This window comes from Janthinobacterium sp. Mn2066, assembly GCF_049319705.1.
Lineage (GTDB): Bacteria > Pseudomonadota > Gammaproteobacteria > Burkholderiales > Burkholderiaceae_D > Janthinobacterium.
On sequence record NZ_JBMOUF010000002.1, the window covers coordinates 69,215 to 93,277 of the forward strand.

Annotated in this window: 21 protein-coding genes; 14 read left to right on the top strand and 7 right to left on the bottom strand. The window is 62.0% G+C overall.

Annotated features, from left to right (window positions below):
* The first annotated feature begins 93 nt into the window (after positions 1-93).
* The 8 genes from rpmI (at position 94) to ACL9RI_RS03675 (ending at position 7,696) form a co-directional block, all read left to right on the top strand.
* On the top strand, positions 94-291 hold the full coding sequence (rpmI, locus tag ACL9RI_RS03640; RefSeq protein WP_183677286.1) for a 50S ribosomal protein L35: 198 nt from the start codon (positions 94-96) through the stop codon (positions 289-291).
* Between the two features lie 26 nt (positions 292-317).
* Positions 318-677, top strand: coding sequence for a 50S ribosomal protein L20 (gene rplT / locus ACL9RI_RS03645; RefSeq protein ID WP_010399214.1), 360 nt, complete (start codon positions 318-320; stop codon positions 675-677).
* A 149-nt stretch (positions 678-826) separates the two neighbouring features.
* Positions 827-1,843, top strand: coding sequence for a phenylalanine--tRNA ligase subunit alpha (gene pheS / locus ACL9RI_RS03650; RefSeq protein ID WP_183677287.1), 1,017 nt, complete (start codon positions 827-829; stop codon positions 1,841-1,843).
* Positions 1,844-1,917: 74 nt separating this feature from the next.
* Positions 1,918-4,344 (top strand): phenylalanine--tRNA ligase subunit beta, encoded by a 2,427-nt coding sequence (pheT, locus tag ACL9RI_RS03655; protein WP_422725226.1) that lies wholly within the window; start codon positions 1,918-1,920, stop codon positions 4,342-4,344.
* Between the two features lie 171 nt (positions 4,345-4,515).
* Positions 4,516-4,863: an integration host factor subunit alpha gene (locus tag ACL9RI_RS03660; RefSeq protein ID WP_010399205.1), complete on the top strand. Its 348-nt coding sequence runs from the start codon at positions 4,516-4,518 to the stop codon at positions 4,861-4,863.
* A 10-nt stretch (positions 4,864-4,873) separates the two neighbouring features.
* Positions 4,874-5,287, top strand: coding sequence for a MerR family transcriptional regulator (locus ACL9RI_RS03665; protein WP_183745566.1), 414 nt, complete (start codon positions 4,874-4,876; stop codon positions 5,285-5,287).
* A gap of 186 nt (positions 5,288-5,473) precedes the next feature.
* A complete protein-coding gene (locus ACL9RI_RS03670) occupies positions 5,474-6,106 on the top strand; it encodes a response regulator (RefSeq protein WP_183745563.1) in 633 nt (210 codons plus the stop codon).
* A gap of 156 nt (positions 6,107-6,262) precedes the next feature.
* Positions 6,263-7,696 (top strand): CHASE3 domain-containing protein, encoded by a 1,434-nt coding sequence (locus tag ACL9RI_RS03675; protein WP_422725227.1) that lies wholly within the window; start codon positions 6,263-6,265, stop codon positions 7,694-7,696.
* A gap of 67 nt (positions 7,697-7,763) precedes the next feature.
* On the opposite strand, the gene ACL9RI_RS03680 is transcribed toward ACL9RI_RS03675, so the two are convergent.
* Both ACL9RI_RS03680 and ACL9RI_RS03685 read right to left on the bottom strand, forming a co-directional pair.
* The gene (locus ACL9RI_RS03680) at positions 7,764-8,573 is read right to left on the bottom strand and encodes a Crp/Fnr family transcriptional regulator (RefSeq protein WP_422725228.1); all 810 of its coding nucleotides are present in this window, start codon (positions 8,571-8,573) and stop codon (positions 7,764-7,766) included.
* Between the two features lie 213 nt (positions 8,574-8,786).
* Positions 8,787-10,832 (bottom strand): methyl-accepting chemotaxis protein, encoded by a 2,046-nt coding sequence (locus ACL9RI_RS03685; RefSeq protein ID WP_422725229.1) that lies wholly within the window; start codon positions 10,830-10,832, stop codon positions 8,787-8,789.
* 214 nt (positions 10,833-11,046) lie between these two features.
* On the opposite strand from ACL9RI_RS03685, the gene ACL9RI_RS03690 reads away from it, so the two are divergent.
* Positions 11,047-12,705, top strand: coding sequence for a peptide chain release factor 3 (locus ACL9RI_RS03690; protein ID WP_422725726.1), 1,659 nt, complete (start codon positions 11,047-11,049; stop codon positions 12,703-12,705).
* Between the two features lie 95 nt (positions 12,706-12,800).
* Here ACL9RI_RS03690 and ACL9RI_RS03695 read toward each other — a convergent pair whose 3' ends face one another.
* Both ACL9RI_RS03695 and ACL9RI_RS03700 read right to left on the bottom strand, forming a co-directional pair.
* A complete protein-coding gene (locus tag ACL9RI_RS03695) occupies positions 12,801-14,750 on the bottom strand; it encodes a putative bifunctional diguanylate cyclase/phosphodiesterase (RefSeq protein WP_422725230.1) in 1,950 nt (649 codons plus the stop codon).
* Positions 14,690-15,103, bottom strand: a complete 414-nt coding sequence (locus ACL9RI_RS03700) for a hypothetical protein (RefSeq protein WP_422725231.1) — start codon at positions 15,101-15,103, stop codon at positions 14,690-14,692. Before ACL9RI_RS03700 ends, ACL9RI_RS03695 begins: the two co-directional genes overlap by 61 nt.
* A gap of 93 nt (positions 15,104-15,196) precedes the next feature.
* Between ACL9RI_RS03700 and rnk the strand changes: the two genes are divergently transcribed.
* Positions 15,197-15,604 carry a nucleoside diphosphate kinase regulator gene (gene rnk, locus ACL9RI_RS03705; protein ID WP_422725232.1) on the top strand — a complete coding sequence of 136 codons (408 nt, stop codon included), beginning with the start codon at positions 15,197-15,199 and terminating at the stop codon, positions 15,602-15,604.
* A gap of 50 nt (positions 15,605-15,654) precedes the next feature.
* Here the strand turns inward: rnk and ACL9RI_RS03710 are convergent, their stop codons facing one another.
* The 3 genes from ACL9RI_RS03710 to ACL9RI_RS03720 form a co-directional block, all read right to left on the bottom strand.
* Positions 15,655-16,677: a transporter gene (locus tag ACL9RI_RS03710; protein ID WP_422725233.1), complete on the bottom strand. Its 1,023-nt coding sequence runs from the start codon at positions 16,675-16,677 to the stop codon at positions 15,655-15,657.
* Positions 16,678-16,813: 136 nt separating this feature from the next.
* Positions 16,814-17,395 carry a YXWGXW repeat-containing protein gene (locus tag ACL9RI_RS03715; RefSeq protein ID WP_422725234.1) on the bottom strand — a complete coding sequence of 194 codons (582 nt, stop codon included), beginning with the start codon at positions 17,393-17,395 and terminating at the stop codon, positions 16,814-16,816.
* A gap of 133 nt (positions 17,396-17,528) precedes the next feature.
* Positions 17,529-17,786, bottom strand: coding sequence for a hypothetical protein (locus tag ACL9RI_RS03720; protein ID WP_422725235.1), 258 nt, complete (start codon positions 17,784-17,786; stop codon positions 17,529-17,531).
* A gap of 324 nt (positions 17,787-18,110) precedes the next feature.
* Between ACL9RI_RS03720 and ACL9RI_RS03725 the strand changes: the two genes are divergently transcribed.
* The 4 genes from ACL9RI_RS03725 to ACL9RI_RS03740 all read left to right on the top strand — a co-directional run bounded on the left by ACL9RI_RS03725 (position 18,111) and on the right by ACL9RI_RS03740 (position 24,060).
* Positions 18,111-20,321, top strand: a complete 2,211-nt coding sequence (locus ACL9RI_RS03725; protein WP_422725236.1) for a hypothetical protein — start codon at positions 18,111-18,113, stop codon at positions 20,319-20,321.
* A 19-nt stretch (positions 20,322-20,340) separates the two neighbouring features.
* On the top strand, positions 20,341-22,635 hold the full coding sequence (locus tag ACL9RI_RS03730; RefSeq protein WP_422725237.1) for an SUMF1/EgtB/PvdO family nonheme iron enzyme: 2,295 nt from the start codon (positions 20,341-20,343) through the stop codon (positions 22,633-22,635).
* A 142-nt stretch (positions 22,636-22,777) separates the two neighbouring features.
* Entirely contained in the window at positions 22,778-23,176 is a 399-nt protein-coding gene (locus ACL9RI_RS03735; protein WP_422725238.1) for an OsmC family protein, read from the top strand.
* Positions 23,173-24,060 (top strand): pirin family protein, encoded by an 888-nt coding sequence (locus tag ACL9RI_RS03740; RefSeq protein ID WP_422725239.1) that lies wholly within the window; start codon positions 23,173-23,175, stop codon positions 24,058-24,060. Before ACL9RI_RS03735 ends, ACL9RI_RS03740 begins: the two co-directional genes overlap by 4 nt.
* Positions 24,061-24,063: the final 3 nt, after the last annotated feature.

The window sequence follows — 24,063 nt, forward strand, 5'->3', positions numbered from 1 at the left end:
CACAACATGTGAAAGCAGGCATCTAAGCGCAGCGTCGTGTTGCCACCTGCAATCCTGTTATAAATGGAGCTGTCCGTAAGAGGACAGATTGCTATGCCTAAAATGAAGACCAAAAGCTCCGCGAAAAAACGTTTTCGCGTGCGTCCAGGTGGTACTGTGAAGTCGGGTCACGCGTTCAAACGCCACATCCTGACCAAAAAAACCACCAAAAACAAACGTCAGTTGCGCGGTACACGTAACATCAACGCTTCGGACGTCACGTCCGTACTGCGTATGATGCCGACTGCTTAATCTCACACTCAATTTAAGGAGTTACTATGCCTAGAGTAAAACGTGGGGTTACAGCTCGTGCCCGTCATAAGAAGATTCTTGTTCAAGCTAAAGGCTACCGTGGTCGCCGCAGCCGTGTATACCGTGTTGCCAAGCAAGCAGTTATGCGCGCTGGCCAATACGCATACCGCGATCGCCGCAACAAGAAACGCGTTTTCCGCCGCCTGTGGATCGCCCGTATCAACGCTGCTTCCCGTGAGCATGGCGTAACGTACAGCGTATTCATGAACGGCTTGAAAAAAGCAAATATCGAACTGGACCGTAAAGTCCTGGCCGATATGGCTGTGATGGACAAGCCAGCATTCGCTGCGATTGTCAACGCAGTTAAAGCAAAAATCGCTGCGTAAGCACGGTATTGCAAAGCGTCATCCGTAGGGTGGCGTTATAAAGAGCGGGGCAGGGGTCTTAACACCTTATGCCCCGTTTCCGTTTTTGATTCCTCGATTTAGGCCAGAGCGCTGATTTCAGGATAGATGTCCAAAACAGGAAAAGCTGCATGAACTCCTTAGAAGAACTCGTCGTCTCGGCCCAGGCTGACTTTATCGCCGCCGCAGACGCTGCCGCCCTTGAAAACGCCAAAGCCCGCTACCTGGGCAAGACTGGCCAGATTACTGAAATGATGAAGGGCCTGGGCAAGTTGGACCCGGATGCGCGCAAGGCGCAGGGCGCCCTGATCAACGCCGTCAAGGTGCAGATCGAAGACGCGCTGACGGCGCGCCGTGATGCACTGGCCGATGCCCAACTGCAAGGCCGTCTGAACGCCGAAGCGATCGACGTGACCCTGCCAGGCCGTGGCCGCATGCCAGGCGGCATCCATCCGGTGATGCGTACCTGGGAGCGCGTGGAAGCCATCTTCAGCTCGATCGGCTTTGACGTGGCCGACGGCCCGGAGATCGAAACCGACTGGACCAACTTCTCGGCGCTGAACAGCCCGGAAAACCATCCGGCCCGTTCCATGCAGGATACTTTCTACATCGATGGCAATGACAGCGATGGCAAGCCTTTGCTGCTGCGCACGCACACCAGCCCGATGCAAGTGCGTTATGCGCGCACGCATACGCCGCCGATCAAGGTGATCGCGCCTGGCCGCACCTATCGCGTCGACAGCGACGCCACCCATTCGCCGATGTTCCACCAGGTTGAAGGCCTGTGGATCGCCGAAGACATCAGCTTTGCCGACCTGAAGGGCGTATACCTGAACTTCATCAAGGCATTTTTCGAGACCGACGACCTGCAAGTGCGTTTCCGTCCGTCCTACTTCCCGTTCACCGAGCCTTCGGCCGAGATCGACATCGCCTTCGGTTCCGGTCCGCTGAAAGGCCGCTGGCTGGAAGTGTCGGGCGCGGGCCAGGTGCACCCTAACGTGGTGCGCAACTTTGGCCTCGATCCAGAAAAATTCATCGGCTTTGCTTTCGGCTCCGGCCTGGAACGCCTGACGATGCTGCGTTACGGCATCAGCGACCTGCGTCTTTTCTATGAAGGCGACCTGCGTTTCCTGAAGCAATTCAACTAAGCGTTGTTCCGTATGATTTGCCGCGCTTGAGCATGTGCTCGCGCGGTGAGCTTTGACCCTTTGAAGGCTTGATTATGCAATTTTCCGAAAACTGGCTCCGTACCATGGTCGATCCGAAGATGACTTCGGACGAACTGTCCCACCTGCTGACCATGTCCGGTCTGGAAGTGGAGGACGTCGAAGCTGTCGCGCCACCATTCTCGAACGTGGTGGTGGGCCTGGTCCTGGCAATGGAGAAACATCCGAACGCCGACCGCCTGAACGTGTGCCAGGTCGATGTCGGCACCGGCACCATGCTCAACATCGTGTGCGGCGCGCCCAACGTGCGCCCCGGCTTGAAAGTGGTGTGCGCCAAGGCTGGCGCCGTGCTGCCGCCTGGCGCCGATGGCAAGCCGTTTGAAATCAAGGTGGGCCAGCTGCGCGGCGTCGAGTCGCAAGGCATGCTGTGCTCCGCGCGCGAATTGAAATTGTCGGAAGAAAACGCCGGCTTGATGGAATTGCCGGACGACGCACCGATCGGCCAGAATTTCCGCGATTATTATGCGTTGAACGACCTGAAATTTACCATCAAGTTGACGCCGAACAAGGCCGATTGCCTGTCCGTGCTGGGCGTGGCGCGCGAAGTGTCGGCCTTGACGGGGGTGCCGTTGACGGCGCCGCAATTCCGTACCGTGCCGGTCAGCAGCAATGAAGTGCTGCCAGTCAAGATCAGCGCGCCGGACCTGTGCGGCCGTTTCACGGGCCGCGTGATCCGTGGCTTGAATACCAAGGCGGTCACGCCGGACTGGATGAAGCAGCGCCTCGAGCGCAGCGGCCAGCGCCCGGTGTCGGCCCTGGTCGATATCTCCAACTATGTCATGCTGGAACTGGGTCGCCCTAGCCACGTGTTTGACCTGGCCAAGATCCACGGCAGCCTGGACGTGCGTTGGGGCAAGGCGGGCGAAACCGTCAAGCTGCTGAATGGCAACACGGTGGCTGTCAACGAATGGTTCGGCGTGATTGCCGATGAGCAGGAAATCGAATCGCTGGCCGGCATCATGGGCGGCGACGCCAGCGCCGTGTCCGACGATACCGACAGCATTTACCTGGAAGCGGCCTTCTGGTGGCCGGACGCCATCCGTGGCCGCGCCCGCCATTTCAATTTCTCGACCGATGCGGCGCACCGCTTCGAGCGCGGCGTCGATTTCGCCACCAATGTGGAGCATATCGAGCGCATCACGGCGCTGATCGTGGAAATCTGCGGCACCGCAGCGACCACGGTCGGCCCGGTCGATGACCACATCGTCAACCTGCCGCAACGCGCTCCGGTGACGATGCGCACGGCGCGCGCGCAAAAAGTCATCGGCGTGCCGTTGACGGATGAACTCGTCGCTGACATCTTCACGCGCCTGGCCCTGCCATACACGGTGGCCGACGGCGTGTTTTCCGTGACCTCGCCCAGCTATCGTTTCGATATCGAGATCGAGGAAGACCTGATCGAGGAAGTGGCGCGCGTGTACGGTTTTGAAAATATCCCGACCCGTCCGCCGGTGGCCGCGAATGTGATGCAGATCGCGCCGGAAAACACGCGTTCGCTGTTTTCCGTGCGTCATGAACTGGCTGACCTGGCGTACCAGGAAGTGGTCAACATGAGTTTTGTCGATGCCGCGTGGGAGCGTGATTTCTCGGGCAATACGCATCCGATCACCCTGCAAAATCCGATCGCCAGCCAGATGAGCGTGATGCGCACGTCGCTGATCGGCAGCCTGGTGTCGGTGGTGCGTTATAACCTGAACCGCAAGACCAACCGCATCCGCATCTTTGAAGTGGGCGCCATCTACAAGCGCGACGCGGCGGTGGAAAACGGCGCCGTGACGGTGGCCGGCTACGACCAGCCGAAGCGCGTGGGCGCCATGGCGTATGGCCCTGTGGCTGACGAGCAATGGGGCCAGCCAGCCCGTACCGTTGATTTCTTCGACGTCAAGGCGGACCTGGAAGCGCTGTTCTCGCCGCTGGCATTGCGTTTCACCAAGGCGGAACATCCAGCGCTGCATCCAGGCCGTTCGGCCAATGTGGAGCTGGACGGCAAAGTGATCGGTTTCATCGGTGAATTGCACCCGCGCTGGATGCAAAAGTATGACTTGCCGCTGGCGCCAGTGCTGTTTGAAATCGATGCGGTGGCGCTGGAGCAGCGTCCTTTGCCGGTGTACGCGGAAATTTCGAAATTCCCGGGCGCCAGCCGCGATCTGGCAGTGGTCGTCAAGCAATCGGTGGCGGTGCAGGATGTGCTCGATTCCTTCCACGCTGCCGCCAAGGCCAGCCCGGCGGCGCGTATCGTGCAAGCCATTGTTTTATTTGATGAATATCGAGGCAAAGGTCTGGAAGCGGATGAAAAAAGCCTTGCTTTCCGGATTAGCTTGCAAGATACTCAAAACACCCTGCAAGACGATGTGGTCGATGGCCTGATGGCCGTGCTGATCGACGCAGCCAAGCAGGGCCACGACGCTAAACTGCGTTCGTAATAGTCGGGCCAGCCACCGCTTGCGGGTGGTGGCGGGTTCGCCGAAAACCGAGTACGGATCCGCCATGCGGCGGGTTCGGGCGCACAGAAAAGGCAGGGCAGCAAAATTAATAATAGCGACGTTGATTCCGCCGTACTGCAGTCCGCATTGGCTGCCGATTTACATCGGGCCATGCTGGTTGCCAAAGTGCGCCAGGAAGCGGAAAAAGATTTACCCACCTTGACCAAGGCGGAACTGGCCGAACTGTTGTTCGAGCAAGTGGGCCTGAACAAGCGCGAAGCGAAGGATATGGTCGAAACCTTTTTCGATGAAATCCGCAATGCGCTCGAGCGTGGCGAGGCCGTCAAGCTGTCGGGTTTCGGCAATTTCCAGTTGCGTGACAAGCCGCAGCGGCCGGGCCGCAATCCCAAGACAGGCGAAGAGATCCCCATCACGGCGCGCCGCGTGGTGACCTTCCACGCCAGCCAGAAGCTGAAAAGCATGGTCGAAGAGACCAGTCCGCTGGCACGTGCTGCCTGAGTGAGTGGCGATGAACGAGCGCATCAGTAAAACCGAGTTGATCGTTTTGCCGCCGATTCCGGCCAAGCGCTATTTCACGATCGGCGAGGTCAGCGAATTGTGCGGCGTCAAACCGCATGTGCTGCGTTACTGGGAGCAGGAATTTTCCCAGCTCAAACCCGTCAAACGACGAGGTAACCGCCGTTATTACCAGCACCATGAAGTGTTGCTGATACGGCGCATCCGCGAATTGCTGTATGAGCAAGGTTTTACCATCAGCGGTGCGCGCAACAAGCTCGACAGCCGTGGTGCGGTGCATCTGCCGCTGGATGAGGATGTGCTGCAGCCCGCCTTGCCGGTGATCGCCGCCACGCCGCAAGAGGCGCCGTTGGACCGCGCCTGGATACGCGAGGAATTAATCGCGATTTTAAACTTGCTAAAATAAGATTTGCACCAATATAGCAGTACTACTGCTTTTTTGACTAAAATGCGATGACGCCTAGCCGGTATCGCACGGTGTGCCGTATTTTAAATATAATGTTAATGTTGCGTTTTTGTCAGTGACGCTGAGCCGGTACTGTGTTCAGGTTCCGGTAGTCTTTCCCAGGCCAGGAAAATATAAGGGGAAACAATGATACGCGTTGCCATTTGTGATGACCACCAAATAGTACGAGCTGGATTCAAGCAGATTTTTTCGTCCTCGGACGATTTTAGTGTCGTGGCGGAAGCCGGTACAGGGCGCGAAGCGCTCGATATCGCCCGCCGCGAGATATGCGATGTGCTGTTGCTCGATATTGCCATGCCCGATCAGAGCGGCATCGATACCTTGCGCACCATACGCCAGGGCCAGCCGGAATTGCCCGTGTTGATACTGAGCGGCTATCCCGCCCAGCAATATGCGCTCAATCTGTTCAAGATGGGCGCCAACGGCTACCTGAACAAGGAATGCGAGGCGGACGAGCTGATGACGGCCGTGCGCACCGTGTTCCAGGGGCGCCGCTATGTCAGCTCCACCGTGGGCGAATTGCTGGCGCAGTCGTTCGACCGCGATACGACCGCGGCCCTGCATACGGAACTGTCGGACCGCGAGTTCCAGGTCTTCCTGCGCCTGGCGCGCGGCGCCACCGTGTCCGACATCGGCGTGGCCTTGTCGCTGAGCATCAAGACGGTCAGCACTTACCGCACGCGCATCATGGAAAAAATGGGCTTGCAATCGAACAGCGACTTGACCTATTACGCAATGAAAAACAATTTGCTTGACTAGCCAGGCGGTGCGATCATGCAGCCATGATCGCCCAACTGTCCGCTACGTCAGGCACAATCTTGATGTTGTGCGGTGCTGCAGTATGTGGCGCAGACTATAATTGGCCGGCGCCGGCCTTGCTTGCTGCGCCGAATCTCGCTAAGGATGCACATCAGGATGTACTTCACCGTCGAACCGGCCCCGAATCAGCCCTTGCCTCTGTACAAGACGATCCTGTGCGTCACTTGTGCATTGTTGCTGATACTTAATGGTTTCAGTCTTTACCATAATCTGGAATCCTTGAAGGCCACCAATGCCTTGCTCACCAAGAGCGCGCGCGTGGCCGACCGCCTGGAATACCTGAATGTCCTGGTGCTCGATACGGAAAGCAGTTTGCGCGGCTATTACATTTCCGGCTCGGAAACCTATCTGGGGCCGTCGAAGACGGTCAACGCCGAAATTGAAAACGAATTCAACGAGTTGCAAACCTTGCTGGCGTCCAGCCCCAGCCAGCTGAAAAACCTGGCCCAGCTCAAGAACCTGATCCGCCGTAAGATGTCGATGTTGCAACAGTCGATCGAAGTCTACCGGCAGGGCGGGCTGGCCGACATCGTCAATATCTCGCGCGTGACGGACGAACGCTCCACCATGGATGAAATCCGCCTGCAGGTGGTGATCATGACGCGTGAGCAAAACGAAGCGCTGGCGGCCGGTAGCGCCGCGTTTTACCAGGAATACCAGAAAGCCGTCATGCTGGGCATCGGGATCAATGCGCTGGCGATCCTGGTGCTGGTGATGTTTTATCAACTGGTGCGGCGCAGCTTCCAGAACCGTACTGCCGTCGAGTTTGCGCTGCAAAACGCCAATGACACGCTGGAATCGACCGTCAACAAGCGTACCGAGCAATTATCCGTGCTGTCGCGGCATTTGATCAGCGTCAATGAGGTGGAAAAGGCCCGCCTGGCGCGCGAGCTGCACGATGAGCTGGGCGCCAATCTGACGGCCATCAGCATGGACCTGGGCGCCGTCACCCAGCAATTGACGCACACGGCGCCGGAACTGGCCGCACAATTGCGCCGCGCCAAGGCGACCTTGCTGGAAACGGTAGAGCTGAAGCGCCGCATCGTCGAGGACCTGCGTCCCAGCTTGCTCGACAATCTGGGCTTGTGCGCCGCCATCGAAAGCTATTGCGAGGATTTTACGCGCATGAGCGAGGTGCGCTGTGTCACCGACGTGGCGATCAATATCGACAACCGCGAGGCGACCCTGACGATCGCGCTATTCCGTATCGTGCAGGAATCACTGACCAATATCATGAAGTATGCACGCGCGGGCATGGTCAGCGTGACCCTGAAGCGCAATGAGCGGGGCCTGGTGCTGCGCGTGATCGACGATGGCATCGGGATTGCCGAAGATGCGCTGCAAAAGCCGATGTCGCATGGCTTGCTGGGCATGCGCGAGCGCGCCTTGCTACTGGGCGGAACCCTGACCGTGCGGCCCGGGCCCGATGGCAAGGGCACGTGCGTGGAAGCATTGATACCGATGGCCCTGGCGCCAGAGCAGCCTGCTAATGATGAGTTATCAGTTGCAGGCGAAAAACTCGATGCATAGCATTCATCAGTAACAAAGAAAAATGGCCGGGCATCATGCCCGGCCATTTTTGTATGGCTGACGTCGCTTAGCAGCGCGCCACGTCGCGCAGCAGGCGATCGTATTCCGTTTTTGCCACCTTGTAGCATTCGCCGGCGTAGGCTTCCAGGCCCAGGCGGTCGAGCACGGTGATGTTGCCACGGCGATAGTGAATCAAGCCTTCTTCCTGCAGCTTGCCGGCGGCGGCCGTGATGCTTTCGCGGCGCACGCCCAGCATGATGGAAATGAGTTCTTGCGTCACTTTCAATTCATTCGATGGCGAGCGGTCCAGGCGGTCGAGCAGCCAGCGGCACAGTTTTTGTTCGATCGAGCTGTGGCGGCCGCCCACGGCGTTTTGCGCCATCTGGGCAAACAGGGCATTGGTGTAGCGCATCAGCAGTTGCGGCAGGGCGCCGCCTTCGTTGAAGGCGTCGCGCAGGCATTGCGTTTTCAGGCGGTAGCCGTAGCCGGCGCTTTGCACGACAGCCGTGCACATGGCCCGTTCACCCACCACCAGCGAGGCGCCAACCACGCCTTCATGGCCCACCACGGCAATTTCGGTGGTGGCGCCATCTTCCATCACGTACAGCAGCGAGACGATGGCGGTGGTCGGGAAGTAGCTGTATTCGAGGTGGCTGCCGTAAGCGTAGAGTTCTTTGCCGAAAGGCAGTTCCACCAGTTCCAGGTGTTCGAACAGCGATTCGAGCGCAGCGCGGGGCAGGGCGGCCAGCAATTCATTTTGTTGTGCGCTGCTGAGGCTGATCCGCGACGCAAGCTTGATTTCCCGTCCGGCCGCCGGCATGGCAAGCGGTGGCAACTGGTTTTTCAGGACCGGGGTGCTAAGTTGGGTATGGTTCATATAATTCCTCACAGGCTTTTTTTACATCGGAGTGCGATGGCTGCGCGGCGGAAGTGATTCTTTTTCCAGTCTTGTCGCGCAGATCACGATGTAGTTACTTTAAAAGCTTATGTCATTGGCGAACATAAGATTAGCAGTCGCCATTCTGTAGTCTCTATTGAGGCAGAATTGTAGTCCCAGTCCTACGTTGCATTAGGCTTGCTCCGATACGTATCAAGCCTTGCGCCGCTTTTCGTGATTTTGTGATAGCACGCGCGGCTTGTTGGCGCTCCAGGAACCGGCCGGCCGCACGCTGGGCAGGCCTGCACGCGGGTTGCCGGGTTCAGGCTGCGCTGTCTCTGCCAGGCGGAAACGGCTGACGGCCTGCGTCAGCGCTTCGCCCTCTTCATGCAGGCGCTGCGAACCGATGCGGGCTTCTTCGACCAGGGCCGCGTTCTGGCGCGTCATGTCGTCGATCTGCGCCAGCGCGCCATTGATCTGCGCGATTTCCCCATTCTGCTCGGCGCCGGCGCTGCTGATGCGGGCGATCACCACGGCCACCTGCTGCACTGCCTCGACCACTTGCCGCATGGTGCTGCCGGCCGCGTTCACCAGTTCGCCGCCCGCATCGACTGTCGCCACCGAATCGCCGATCAGGCGCTTGATTTCCAGCGCCGCCTCGTTCGAGCGCTGCGCCAGGCTGCGCACTTCCGCCGCCACCACCGCAAAACCGCGTCCCTGCTCGCCGGCGCGCGCCGCCTCCACGGCCGCATTCAGGGCCAGGATATTGGTCTGGAAGGCGATGCCGTTGATGACGCCGATGATGTCGACGATCTTGTGCGAGCTGGCCCTGATCGAGGCCATGGTGTCGACCACGGCGGTGACGGTCTCGCCGCCGCGCCGCGCCACGTCGGCAGCCGACGCCACCAGGGTGCTGCCCTGGGCCACGTGGGCTTCGTTGCGCCCGACCGTGGCCGTCAGTTCGCGCATCGAATCGACGGTGGCGCCCAGCGCATCGGACTGGGTGGCGGTGTGGCCGGACAGCGCCTGGTTGCCTTGCGCCATATCGGCGCCAGCGGATGCGATGACGGCGGCGCCGCTGCGGATTTCCTGCACCAGGGTGGCCAGGCCGCGCGTCATGGCGCCGAAATCGCGCACCAGGTCGCCGATCTCGTCGCGTGCGGCAGACTCGATGCGGTGCGACAGGTCGCCCGCCGCCGCCGCGCCCACGGCCAGGCGCAATTGCGCCACGTCGCGTGTAAACGAAGCGTAGAAGCCGGCGCACAGATAGGCGGCAATCGCCAGCACCAGCAGCATGGCGGCCAGGATCAGCGCGCGCCGCGCCTGGTCGCGGGCGATGCGCTCGGCCAGCACGGCTTGCAGCGCATTGCCGGAAGTGACCGCCAGCGCATACAGGCCATCGATGGCCTGCATGCCCGCCTTGTGGAAGGCGGCTCCCGAGCTTTGGTCGTAGGAATTGGTCACTTCGTTTTTCGTGCGCTCCAGAAAGGCCAGGGCAGCCGGCAGGGCCTTCAAGGCTGGTGCCAGCGACGCCTTCAGGGCCGGCTGGCTGCTGCTGATTTCATCAAAGCGTGCCGGCAGGCGTTCCAGTTCATGGCGGGCGATCTGTGCGGTGGCGTTGACCAGCTGGTCTTCATTGGCTTCGAACAGGCCCGTGTCGATATAGGCGCCGCCCCGGCCGGCAATGTCGGACAGGCTTTCGGCCAGGTCGGGCAAGGCGCCGGTGACGACATTGCTCAGGTGGCTGGCGCCTGCTTCGCTGTCCAGGTTCATGTGCGAACGGTCGGCTACCAGTTGCACCAGTTTGCCGGCCTGGCGTATCAGCGCCGTGTGGGCCGTGTAGCTCTCCTTGGCGCCCAGGCTGGCCTGACCCGCCAGCAAGGCTTGCCATTGCTTGATCAGCTCGGCCACTTGCTGCAGGCCGGCGGCCGCTGGTGCGTCTTGCAGGGTTTGCAGGGAAGTGGTGATCTTGCCGTTGAGCGCCGTGGCGGCGCCATCGGCGGCGCGTTTCATGCTCAGGCGCACATGTTCTTCGCCGCGCCGCTGCTGCAGCAAGCGCGTGCTTTCCTGCAACTGCTGCACATAGCGCACGCCACGCTGCGCTTCCTGCGCCTGGGACAGGGATTTGCCCAGCTCGGCAATCAGCAGGGTCGTCACCAGCGCCAGCGGCAGCAGGAAGACCAGGCAGACGAGCATGAATTTGGGCAGCAGGCGCAGGCGCTGCATGAGTTGGATGGCAGGCGTCAGGAGAATTTTCATCAGATGTCCAGGAAGAGTCACAGTATTTCTGCAGCGCAATGTTGCCTGTGAATTGTGACACCTTGATGAAGTGCTGATTTAACAATGTCGCAAAGGCAAGGCTGCTGGAGGCGCAAGAGTGGAACAGTTCACACGGAATGCCCGGGAGTCTGTAAAATCGAGGGTTTTTTGCGAGGGCCATATCATGGTCACCAATATGGCCAACGAGAACGACATGACAAGCGACGATACCATCGATACCGAGCAGTCCGCAGCAGCGGCTCCCAGCAGCAAGGCGCCCGCCGTGATCGCGCGTGAAGTGCAGCGCCGCCGTACCTTCGGCATCATTTCCCACCCGGATGCGGGCAAGACCACCCTGACGGAAAAACTGCTGCTGTTCTCGGGTGCGATCCAGATGGCCGGTACCGTCAAGGCGCGTAAATCGGGCCGCCACGCGACCTCTGACTGGATGGAGATCGAGAAGCAGCGCGGCATTTCGGTCGCTTCCTCGGTGATGCAGTTCGAATTCCGCGACCACGTCGTCAACCTGCTCGACACCCCCGGCCACCAGGACTTTTCGGAAGATACCTACCGCGTGCTGACGGCCGTCGACTCGGCGCTGATGGTGATCGATGCGGCCAAGGGCGTGGAAGCGCAGACGATCAAGCTGCTGGCCGTGTGCCGCATGCGCAATACGCCGATCGTCACCTTCATGAACAAGATGGACCGCGAGACGCGCGATCCGCTGGAACTGCTCGACGAACTCGAGTCGGTGCTGAAGATCCAGTGCGCGCCCGTGACCTGGCCTATCGGCATGGGCAAGAACTTCCGCGGCGTGTACCACCTCCTGAATGACGAGATCATGCTGTTCAAGGCCGGTGAAGAAAAAGCCGACGGCGCCTTTGAAATCATCAAGGGTATCGACAATCCGCGCCTGCAGGAGATGTTCCCGCTGGAGATGGACCAATTGCGCATGGAAGTCGAACTGGTGCACGGCGCTTCGCACCCGTTCAACCTGGACGAATTCCTGTCCGGCGTGCAGACGCCCGTGTTCTTTGGCTCGGCCATCAACAACTTCGGCGTGCGCGAGATTCTGTCGGCACTGGTCGACTGGGCGCCTGCGCCGCGCGAGCGCGATGCGACCGTGCGCGCGGTGGCCCCGTCCGAGCAGCCGTTTACCGGCTTCGTGTTCAAGATCCAGGCCAATATGGACCCGGCCCACCGCGACCGCATCGCCTTCTTGCGCGTATGCTCGGGACGTTTCGAGCGCGGCATGAAGGTCAAGCACTTGCGCCTGGGCCGCGAGATCAAGGTGTCGAACGTGGTGACCTTCATGGCGTCTTCGCGCGAACAGGTGGAAGAAGCGTATGCAGGCGACATCATCGGCTTGCCCAACCATGGCAACATGCAGATCGGCGACAGTTTTTCCGAAGGCGAGATGCTGACGTTTACCGGCATCCCGTACTTCGCGCCAGACTTCTTCCGCTCGGTCCGCATCCGTAATCCCTTGAAAATCAAGCAGCTGCACAAGGGCTTGCAGCAGCTGGGCGAAGAGGGCGCGGTGCAGGTCTTCAAGCCGGTGCAGGGCGGCGAACTGGTGCTGGGCGCCGTCGGCGTGCTGCAGTTCGAAGTGGTGGCCAGCCGCCTGATGAACGAATACGGCGTCGACGCCGTATTCGAAGGTACCAGCATCAGCAGCGCACGCTGGGTCAGCTGCGACGACAAGCGCATCCTGCAAGACTTCGAAAACGCGCTGGGCCACAACGTGGCCTACGATGCGGCCGGCAATATGGCTTACCTGGCGACCTCGGGCGTGAACCTGCGTTTGACGGAAGAGCGCTGGCCGAAGCTGAAGTTCCACGCCACGCGCGAGCACTCGGCAAAATTGGCTTAAATACCGGGGTCAGACCCGCCGGGGGAATGCTCTCCAATGGAGAGCGTTCCGATCCCGCAGGGACTGACCCCAGCTTTCATGTGCGTCTAGTTGACCTAAGCCAACATCACCGTCCGGCTGCTCCAATCCCTGCGTTCCAGCAGCAGCGCCGTCAACTGCGCCGCCGTCATCGGGCGGGCAAAGAAAAAGCCCTGCGCATTGTCGCAGCCGGCCTTTCTTAAAAACTCCACTTGCCGCAAGGTTTCCACGCCTTCGGCCACCACTTTCAAGTTCAGGCTGTGCGCCATGGCGATGATGGCCGTGACGATGGCTTCGCCGTCGCCGGGCAGGTCGTGCACGAAGCTGCGGTCGATCTTCAACTGGTCGATCGGCAGGCGCTGCAGATAAGACATCGATGAATAGCCGGTGCCGAAATCGTCGATCGACAGGTGCACTCCCGTTTCCTGCAGCCGCTGCATCAGCTCCACGTTGGTCTGCACATTGTCCATCATGACGCCTTCCGTGATTTCCAGCTCCAGCAAGCCATGCGGCAGCTGCGTTTCGTGCAGGATGGCGCGGATATCGTTCATCAGTTCCGCATCGCGCGCCTGGCAGGCGGACAGGTTGACGGCCACGTGTTCCAGGGTGTCGAGCAAGCCAGCCTTGTGCCAGGCGGCCGCTTGCCGGCAGGCGCTGTGCAGTACCCAGCGGCCCAGTTCGACGATGATGCCGCTTTCCTCGGCGATGGGAATGAATTCGCCGGGGCTGATGTCGCCCATCTCGCGGCAGCGCCAGCGTATCAGCGCTTCCACGCCGACGATGCGGCCGCTGCGCAAGTCGATTTGCGGCTGGTAATGCAGGAACAGGCCGCCGTCCTGCAGGGCCTTGCGCAGGTTGGCCTCCACGCGCAGGCGCCGCTGGGCGCGCAGCGCCATGTCGGACTGGAAGATGGCATAGCGGTTCTTGCCCCGGTGCTTGGCGTGATACATGGCCGTATCGGCGTTGCGCGTCAGGGTCGCCGCATCGCGCGCGTCGAACGGGTACAGGCTGACGCCGATGCTTGCGCCCAGGTGCAGCTGGTGGCCATCGAGCGTGAATGGCGCCGCCAGCGCGGCCAGGATCTTGCGCGCCACGCTGGTCATTTCCAGGGCGTCGTCGGCCGGCTCGATGATGACCACGAATTCGTCGCCGCCCATGCGGCAGATGATGTCGGTGGTGCGCAGGATGCGGACCAGGCGCCCGGCCACGAGTTTCAACAGCTGGTCGCCGTGGTGGTGGCCCAGGGTGTCGTTGACGACCTTGAAGTTATCCAGGTCCAGCAGCAGCAGGCCCACGCTGCTGTCCTGGCGGTCGGCGCGCGCCAGCGCATACGCCAGCGCATCGTTGAATTCATGCCGGTTCGGCAAGGTGGTGACGGGATCGACATGGGCCAGGTAGTGAAAATGGTTTTCCGCCTGTTCGGCAGCGGCGCGCGTGCGGCGTATCATCAGCAGGGTGATGCCGAAGGCGCACAGGCCGATCGCCAGGGTGACGACGGAAAATTGCGCCAGGCTGCGGTACAGCGGCGCCAGGCTGGTCCGCAGCAGCAACGCGCCGCCGCCGGGCAGTTCTTTCAGTATGTTCGCGCTGCCGGCCAGCCAATCGGTGTGCATGCCGGCTTGCGGCGCCGTGGGCGTGCTCTCGGCGCTGCTGCGCGCATAGCGGGCGTAGGGCAGGCCATTCGGCGTGTAGATCAGCGCCTGTAGTATGTGGGGTGCGGCGGCCAGCGGCGCCAGCGCCTGTTCGGCGCCCAAGTGCGTGGAGTGGCGCAGCGCCTGGCTGGCGGCGGGCGCCAGCATGTCGGCTTGCACCGTCAGGTCGCGCCGCAGCTCCGCATGTAGCGCCACGGCCTGGAACAGCACCAGCAACAGGCTGGCGGCAAGCAAGGTGGCGCCGGCGATCAGCAGGTTTTGCCTGGCGACCCGGTCGCCACGCCACGGCGCCGATGGCTGCGCCAACAGCGCCATCATGTCGTGACCTTGCCGGAACGTGCTGCCAGCTTGTTCAATCGGGGCTTGCCCTGCCATGTTGTCATTCCAGTTCGATGAAGCTGCGGAGAGCGTCTGAAGTTTTTTGTTACTTCCAGCGCATAAAAAACGAGCCATATCTTTTGAATAATATTCACTGGCAATTCTAATCTCTTTTGATCCAGGTGTTTTTTTCCTGTGTCAAGGCATGCCTCCAGTAAATAAAATTGGCGGCGGGCACCAGAGAAATAGTGCTTCGGGCCGCCTATTCCGGCTTTCTTTTCATTTTCTGCGTAAATCGCATCATGCAAGTCATTGATTCTAATAAATATTAAGAATGAATAGGCAAACACTATGGCCTTGCCCGGCGAGTTCGTCCATAATCCCCCGATAATGGGCGTCCTGATTTCCATTGTTTTGCCGTGTGCGCCTTGCCGCCTGCAAAACCGGACGCCGCTGGAATTGCCGCCTGAAGCGCGGTGTAAATATTGATCAGTGAGGATATCTTGGAAAAGAAACCAAAAATAACGTTGTCATCACAAGACGTGGAACGACTGGAAACATTGTTGTATGCCTTGGGAAATAACTTATCGCCCGACAAGGCCGCCTTGCTGGAAGAACTGGGCCGCGCCGACGTGCTGGAGCCGCAAGAGATTCCGCCGACCGTGGTGACGATGAATTCGACCGTGCGCTTCACGGTCGAGAACAAGGAAGAGTTTTGCCTGACCCTGGTGTACCCGAAAGACGTGGATGGCCAGGCTGACCGCATTTCCGTGCTGGCGCCGGTCGGCAGCGCGCTGCTGGGTTTGTCCGTGGGCGACAGCATTGCCTGGCCGATGCCGGGCGGCGTGGTCAAGGTGAAGATCGAGGAAATCGTCTACCAGCCCGAGCGCGCTGGCGAATTCCACCGCTAAAGTGAACGCAGGACGAACGGCGCGGGCCGTTCGTCCTGTCCGTCCCATCGTCAGTTATTTCTCTGGATGCGCGCCACGATCCAGCCGGCCACCACCGTGAACGTGACGATCAGGGCGACGATGATCCAGAAGCCCTGCGGATGCTGGGCCAGCGGGATGCCTCCCACGTTCATGCCCAGCATGCCGGCGATGATGTTGATCGGCAGGGCCAGCACCGTGACGATGGTCAGCACGAACAGGCTGCGGTTATTGCCCTCGTTGACGCTGGCGGCGATTTCCTCCTGCAGCAGCTTGATGCGTTCCTGCAGCGACGACATATCGCTGAGCACCACCGAAAATTCCTCCGTCGATTGCCGCAATTCCAGGCTGTCGAGTTCCGAAATCCATGAAGGCGGGCGTTGCAGCAGGCGAAACAGGGCGGCCGGCTCGGGCGCCAGCAGCCGCTGCAGGCGCACCAGCACGCGTCGCATGGCGCCCAGGTCGCTGCGCTTGGGCGTCAAACGTCCCGACAATAAATGGTCTTCGATATCATCGACGCGGGCCACGGCGTCGCGCACGATGTTGACCAGCACGTCGGCCTGGTCGCGCAGCAGATGGATCAGCAATTCCACCGACGAGCGTATCGGCTCGTGATTCTTGAGCACGGCCTGGCGCAGGCGCTCGATCGATTGCAGCGGCGCGCGGCGCGCCGTGATCACCAGGTTTTGCGCCACGCTGGACCACATGGTGGCGATGTCGGACGCTTCGAAGGAAAAATTGTGCACCACATCGTTGACCACGGCGATCAGGGTGTTTTCAGCCTGCTCGATGCGCGTCGAGCGCGAACCCTGGTGCAGGGTTTCATAAAATTCCGCCGCCAGGCTGGTATGCGTTTGCAGCCAGCGCTCGCACGCCGCGTGCGACAGGTTGAAATGCAGCCAGACGAATTCGTGGGGCGGGTGGGGCGTGTCCAGCCAGGCTTGCGCCGCATTGGAATCGAGCGCCAGCGGCTGCGCCGTCCGGCCAAATAAAAAACCCCAGACCAGGCCTGAGGTATCGGAGCCGTAAGTAAAACCGGCAGTTTCCATCGCCATCGTGATTGACTTTCTGCGCAAAGCGTTCTTGCAGCGATTATATGACAGCCAGATGACAGGAAAATGACAAAGGCCGCCCGGTGTGGCGGCCTTGTCACAATTTAAAAAATGAGCTTATTAGGTGGCTTGTCAGGTGCTAGCCACGGGGCGACCAGCGTCCTTCTTCCATGCGCCAGTGTCCGCCGCGCTGGCTCCAGACCGGAGCCGCGTACACATAGCCGGGGCGTTCGGCGATCCACACGCCTGGCGACCAGGTGTAGCTGCGGGCGCGCCATTCCCAGTGTCCGGGCGCCCACACATAGCCATAGCGCGGATGCGGCGGGCGTTCAAAACGTGGCGGTGGCGGGGCGACGGCGATTTCCTCGTAGACGACTGGTTGCGGCTGTACCGTGACCCAGCCGCCACGGTCGAGGCGCCAGCCATTGCCCTGCTGTACCCAGACGGCGCCGCGGTACTGGTTGCCGCCCCGTTCGCGCACCCATACGCCGCTGTTCCAGACATGGCGGTGGCCATCCCAGTCCCAATAGCCTGGCGCCCAGACATAACCGCGGCGCGGCGCAGGCACGCTTTCGAAGCGGGGCGGCGGCGGGGCATTATTGACGACGATGCTCACGTCCACCCGGCTTTGCGCCATGGCTTGCGTAGGCAGGAAGGCGCAAGCGCTGACGGCAAGGACAGCGGCGGCATAGACGGCGAGGGGTTGCGTGAGGCTTTTCATGGTTGACTCCATTTCGGTGGTGGCATGAAATGGACTATAGCGATTTGCTGGCGGTAATTTCGTCTTTGAAGCAACTTATTACATCTGACACAATGCTTGCCAGCGATGTATCCGTTGCCGATACAAGATCACCCTACAGCGTATGCACGGCAGGCCGGGCCAGCAGCGCCTGGCGTTCCTGCATCAGCGAGATGTGTTTTTCTTCAGCCGTCATGCGCCTGGCGCTGATGGTAACGACGGGCATGGCGGCAGCGGAAGCGGACTGGGCCGTGTTGGCCGTGTCAGCCGCTGGCGTCTGCATGAAACTGGCATAACTGGCCGAGCAGGCAACGGCGACGGCCACGGTGAAGATGAGTTCCATGCTGTTCAGCGCGTTTTTCAGGGTTTTCATGAGCGTTCCTCTCGGATGGCGGGTGGGGATGAATGTACTGTAGCCACCTGCCGCCCCAGGCGCCATGCGCTTGCGACCAGCCGTGGTTTTGGCGGGATAGCCTGCAAAAAAACGGCGCTGAAACGCTTGCAAGCCTGGCAAGTGGCGCCACCGGCCGAATTGAGGGCTAAATAGCCCTGTATCCGGTCATATGAATGCAATTGCTGTATGGCATTATTTAAAGCTGCAGATCAAAGGTGCAGGGCGGTGTTTGACCGGCCACCCTGCTAGAATCGGCATGGCAGCCTGGTCAGGTGGGCGTAACAATATCTTCAGGAGTCACACATGTTCCAACTGTTTGGTTTTGGCGGCGCCCGCTGTCCGCGCTGCGAACACAAGAACGGCGCCGCCGCCGGTTATTGCGCGCAATGCGGCCTGTCGCTGGGCGCGCCCGGCAGCGACACGGTGCTGCACGCCAACCAGTGGCGCCTGGCGGACGATCAGCTGGCCCTGTTTTTCGGCGTGCGCGAATTGTCTTCGCTATTCGGCGCGGCGGCCAAGCGCCTGCAGGTACCTGCCGAGTCGCGCGCCTGGATCGTGCAATCGGATGCTTTTACCGTGATACCTGCCGGCGACTATGACAGCGCGGCCTTTTTTGCGCGCTTGCCGGCCCTGCTGCCGGCGCGCCCGGCCGAAGTGCTGATCGCCCGCGCTGATTGCCTGTCGCTGGAGTTCGACTTGCCCGGCCTGGCCAGCACCGAATTGCTGAATATTGCCGCTACTTTCCGTATCGGCGTCACCCTGGGCCAGCCCGACGCGTTTGCGCGCCAGTTCATGCGCGCGCCGGGCGCCGTCACGCGCGCCCACCTGCACGCCTTGCTGCTGCCCTCCGTGCGCCAGATCGTGCTGGAATTTACGGGCAGCCGCGCACTGCGCGAGATGGAGGCCAACGCCGACCTGCGCCCGCAATTGAATGAACGCCTGTTATCGTCCCTGACGCAGCGCCTGGCCCAGTCGGGCCTGGCCGTGGCGCAGGTGGAAACACTGGCCCTGCGCCATGACAAACTCGATGCTGGCGACGCCAGCATCGGCACCCTGTGGCTGGGCGGCGCGCCGGAGCAGGGCGCGCAAGAGATGCAGCGGCTCGACCAGCTGTACGACGAACAGGAGTGGCAGCGCATCCGCAGCGAAGAACAAAAGGCGCGCCATGCGCACCGCCGCGCCGAATTGCGGCAGGACGCGACCGTGGAGGGGGCCGAACTGGCGCACCAGGAAGCGGAGCGCCTGCAAGCGCTGCGCGGGCGCCAGATCGACCTGTATGGCCGCATCCTGGAAGCGAAGTCGCGGCGCCAGGCGCTCGACCATGGCGCGGCCGAGGCGCTGGGCGAGCTGGAACAGGCGCTGGCGAAAAAGGGCGCGCAGCGCGCCGACGAGGCGGCCCACTGGGAACATGTGCGGGCGCTGGCCGCCATCAAGATGCGCAGCGAACTGGAATTGTCGCAGCTGAACGGGCGCGAGCAGATCCAGCTGGCGCAGCAGCGCTTTACGCACCAGGTGCATTTGCAGTCGATCGCGCAGCAGGTGGAAAGCGCGCTGCTGATCGATGACGAAGCGGGCCGCCGCGCGCAGCTGGCGCGCTTGCGCCAGGCCGAGGCGGACGCCGCCCAGCGCGAAGCGCAGCTGGAAGCGGAGCAGCACAAGGCCGTCTGGCAAGGGGCCGTGCTGGCCAACGCGGCGCGCCAGCGCGAAGCGGAGCGGGTGCAGGAATGGGAAGAACAGATGCAGCTGGCGCGCCAGCGCGAGCTGCTGCGCGCCGAAGCGCACAAGGACGAAGCGGCCCAGGTGCAGGCGGCCGAAGTGGCGGAAAAAGTCGCGGCGCTGCGCCGTGGCGGCGCGCGCGAGGACGCCATCGCGCAGCAGGAAAAACTGCTGCGCACCATCGAGGCAGACGGCGTGCATGCGCGCCAGCTGCAGCAGCAGGCGCACCTGGCGCAGCTCGACGCGCTGGCCGTGGAGGAACAGCGCCAGCAACTGCGCCAGCTGGAACACGAAGCGCAATGGCAGCGTGAACTGCTGGGCATGGCGCAGCAGCGCGACAGCGATTATGCGCGCTGGAAGGGCGAATATGAAGCGCTGCTGGCGCAGCAGGCGCATGCCGCCGAACTGGCGCGTATCGACATCGACCGCATCGAAAAGATCGGCACCCTGAGCGATACGGGCAAGCTGGCGATGGCGGCCGGGCCGAATGCGGGCGCGCTGGCGCAAGTGCTCAAGGCGCAGCTGCAGGCGGGCATGAGCGCCGAACAGATCCACGCGCTGGCGGCGCTGGCGGCGGCCGAGAACAGCATCGCGCCGCTGGACGCCATGCGCATGGCGCAAGACAGCGTGGCCCAGGAGCGCGCTTACCGCGATGGCCAGGCCGAGCGAGAGCGGCGCCCGTTGCAAGAGGCGGTCTCGCCGCAGAAAACGCCGTGCTGCCAGAATGGCCATGTCCAGCGCAGCGGCCATCCCGACGATAAATTTTGCGCCACCTGCGGCGTAGCCCTGCAGCCTTGAAGGAAGCCTTTTACCTGAGATGATGCAAAAAGCACGAGACAAACTGCGGGAACTGCGCGCCCTGCACGACGACGGGCTGCTCAGCGAGCAGGAATTTGAGCACCGCAAGAACGCCATCCTCGACGCCGAGTACGCGCCGCCGGGTGGCGTGGCCGCGTCCGTGCCGGTGCGCCAGGGCACGGAGCTGGGCTTCATGACGGGCCAGGAAATCGGTCCGCAAAACCGCCGCTACCGGCTCGAACGGCTGATCGCCACGGGCGGCATGGGGCAGGTGTGGCAGGCAACCGACCTGGCCACGCATGCGGAACTGGGCAGCAGCGAAATGGTGGCCCTGAAGATTTTGCCGCCGCAGCTGACGCAGAGCGCCACGCACGCCCGCCTGCTGATCGAGGAAGCCACGCAGGCGAGGAAACTCGCGCATGAAAACATCGTGCGCGTGTATGAATGGGCGCAGGATCCGGCCACGGCCAGCTATTTCATCATCATGGAATGCCTCGATGGCGAAGACCTCGAACATTATCTGGCGCGCGAGGGGCCGCTGCCGCTGGCGACCGTGCAGCAATTGCTGCATCCGGTGGCCGAGGCCCTGTCGTATGCCTGGGAAAAACACAAGCTGGTACATCGCGATATCAAGCCGGGCAATGTCTTCCTGACGGCGAAAGGCGACGTCAAGCTGCTCGATTACGGTATCGCTTCGCGCGTGCGCAATGCGGGCAGCAGCCTGGGGCTGGAAACGCCGAACGCAGGCACGCACGGCTATCGTCCGCCCGAGGCGGGCACGCACCAGCGCCAGCCCAGCCCGCGCCTGGACGTGTATGCGGTGGCCGTGATGATTTACCAGATGCTCGAAGGGCGCATGCCGTTTGACGATGCGCGCAGCGCGGAGCATTTGCCGTCGGCGCCGCAGGCACTCAAGGCGGCGCAGTGGCAAGTGCTGCAAAATGGTTTTTCGCTGACGCCGGAATTGCGCCCGCAATCGGTGCAAGCCTTGCTCGAAGCGCTGGAGCGGGCGGCCGGACCGACGCCCGAAGAACTGGCCGAACTGGCGCGCCAGGAGCAGTCGCGCCTGGCCGAACAGCAAAAGCAGGCGGCGCTGGCGGCCGAAGAGGCACGCAAGCAAGCCCGCTTGCGTCAGGAAGAACTGGAGCAGCGCCGCAAGCTCGAGGCCCAGGCGGCAGCGCAGGAAAAGCAGCGCCAGGACAAGCTGCGCCGCGAGCAGGAAGCGCAGCGGGCAATCGAGGCGGAAGAAGCGCGCAAGCTGCGCAAGGAAGCGCTGCGCGGGCAGTTGCGCGCGCGCCGCGAAGCCGATGCGGCCACCGCCCTGCAGGCACACCAGGAATTGCAGCGCAAGGCGATCCAGGCGAAAGCCGAAGCGGCCTACCGCGCCGAGCAGGAGCGGGCGCGTAAAGAACAGGCCAAGCCGCTCAGCCCTGCCGCCAGCGAACAGCCGCCGCCACAGTCAGCAGAAACAGCTGCTGCCGAACCGCCGGAAGTCAATGCCGAAGGCATGCTGCGCGACGCTTTCCTCGATGGCTCGGGCCAGGGGCCGGAGCTGGTGAGCATCCCCAGCGGACGTTTCCAGATGGGCGCGCACGAGACCGAACACCAGGTGGCGATCAAGGCCGGTTCGCAAAAGACCTGGCTGGAACGCGAAACGCCGCAGCACTGGGTGGGCATCACGAAGCCGTTCGCGCTGGCGCGCCATCCGGTCAGCGTGGGTGAGTGGCGCGCCTTCGTCAAGGCCACCGGCTGGGAAGGCGGCGCGGAGACGGACTGGGACAATCCCGGCTTCGTGCAAACCGATTTGCACCCGGTGGTGGGCGTCAGCTGGAAGGACGCCCAGCTGTACATCGCCTGGCTGATGGAAAAAACCGGCAAGGTGTACCGTCTGCCCAGCGAAGCGGAATGGGAATACGCCTGCCGCGCCGGCACGCGCACGGCTTTCAACGTGGGCGATACCATCAGCACCGAGCAAGCCAATTACGATGGCCTGTACATCTATAACGGCGGCCCGCGCGGCGCCTACCGGGGCGGCACCAGCCCACAAGCCACGTTTGCGCCGAATGCCTGGGGCTTGTACGACATGCATGGCAATGTATGGGAATGGGTGCAGGACATCGTGCATGACAATTACGAAGGCGCGCCCGTCGATGGCAGCGCCTGGGAAGAGGGCGGCGACAGCAGCCGGCGCATTCTGCGCGGCGGTTCATGGCTGTACCACCCGCGCTACCTGCGTTCGGCCCTGCGCAACGGTTTTTCCATCGTGCTGTCGAATGATATCGTGGGCTTTCGCGTGGCGCGCAACCTCGACTAGTTTCTTGTTGGCGGATGCGCCCGGCTATCGGTCGATGCGCTGTTGCGCATCAAGTAACAGGGTTGCAGCGATAGCTGGCGCGGCTGCGCAAAGCGGGCAAACGGTGTAAATTGTGGTTTTTCAAACACCCCCAGGGAAAGCCATGACCATCACCGCCATCCGCGACCAGTCGCAGCCCATGCGCCACATCGTGCACATCCGCGATCACATCCTGTCGGCCGATGCTTCGGTCGAGGAGGGCGGCGGCGACTCCGGACCGTCGCCGCACGACCTGTATGACGCGGCCCTGTCAGCCTGCAAGGCGCTGACGGTGCTGTGGTACGCGAAACGCAAGGGCATCCCGCTGCAGCACGTGGAAGTGTCGACCGAGCGCGACGCCAGCGAAGAGCGCAAGGGCGTGTATCGCCTGGCCGCCACCCTGCACCTGACGGGGGAGCTGAGCGAGGCCCAGCGCCAGGAATTATTGGCGGCGGCCGGCAAGTGCCCGCTGCACAAGCTGATGACCAGCGTGACGACTGAAGTGACGACGGTGCTGGCATGAGCGCGGCTATCCTGAAAAGCCACGAAAAGGACCTGGGCGGCGGCTTTGTCGTGCGGCGCTTGCTGCCATCGGCTGTAAAACAGGCTGTGGGTCCCTTCATTTTCTTTGATCATTTCGGCCCGATCGACGTGGCGCCCGACGCCAACCACGACGTGCGTCCCCACCCGCATATCGGCCTGGCCACGGTCACCTATCTGTTCGAAGGCGCGATCGACCACCGCGACAGCATCGGCTCGTATCAGCGCATCGCACCGGGCGCCATCAACTGGATGACGGCCGGGCGCGGCATCGTGCATTCCGAACGCACCCCTCCCGACCTGGTGGGCCAGCCGCACCGCACGCATGGCTTGCAGCTGTGGGCCGCGCTGCCGAAGGCGCATGAAGAAGACGAGCCGAGTTTTACGCACACGCCGCAAGCGGAGATTCCCGTCGTATCGCTCGACGGCGCGGTGGTGAAGGTGTTGATCGGCACGGCCTTCGGCCAGACCTCGCCTGTGCGCACGTATATGGAGACGCTCTACCTCGACGTGGCGCTGCAGGCCGGCAGCAGCTTGCGCCTGGACGGCTTGCCGGCGGAAGCGGCGATTTACCCCATCAGCGGCGACGTGCTGGTCGATGGCGTAGCCTTGGCGCCGCACACCATGGCCTTGCTGGAAATGGGCACGGCGCCTGTTGTGACGGCGGGCAGCGGGCCGGCGCAGTTCGTGGTGATCGGCGGCGAGCCGCTCGATGGCCACCGCTTCCTGTTCTGGAATTTCGTCTCGTCCAGCAAGGAGCGCCTGTCGCAGGCGGCCGACGACTGGAGCGCCCAGCGCATGGGGCAAGTGCCGGGCGAGACGGAGTTTATTCCCTTGCCGAAAGCGCCGCTGCGTCCTTCGGCTTAGGCG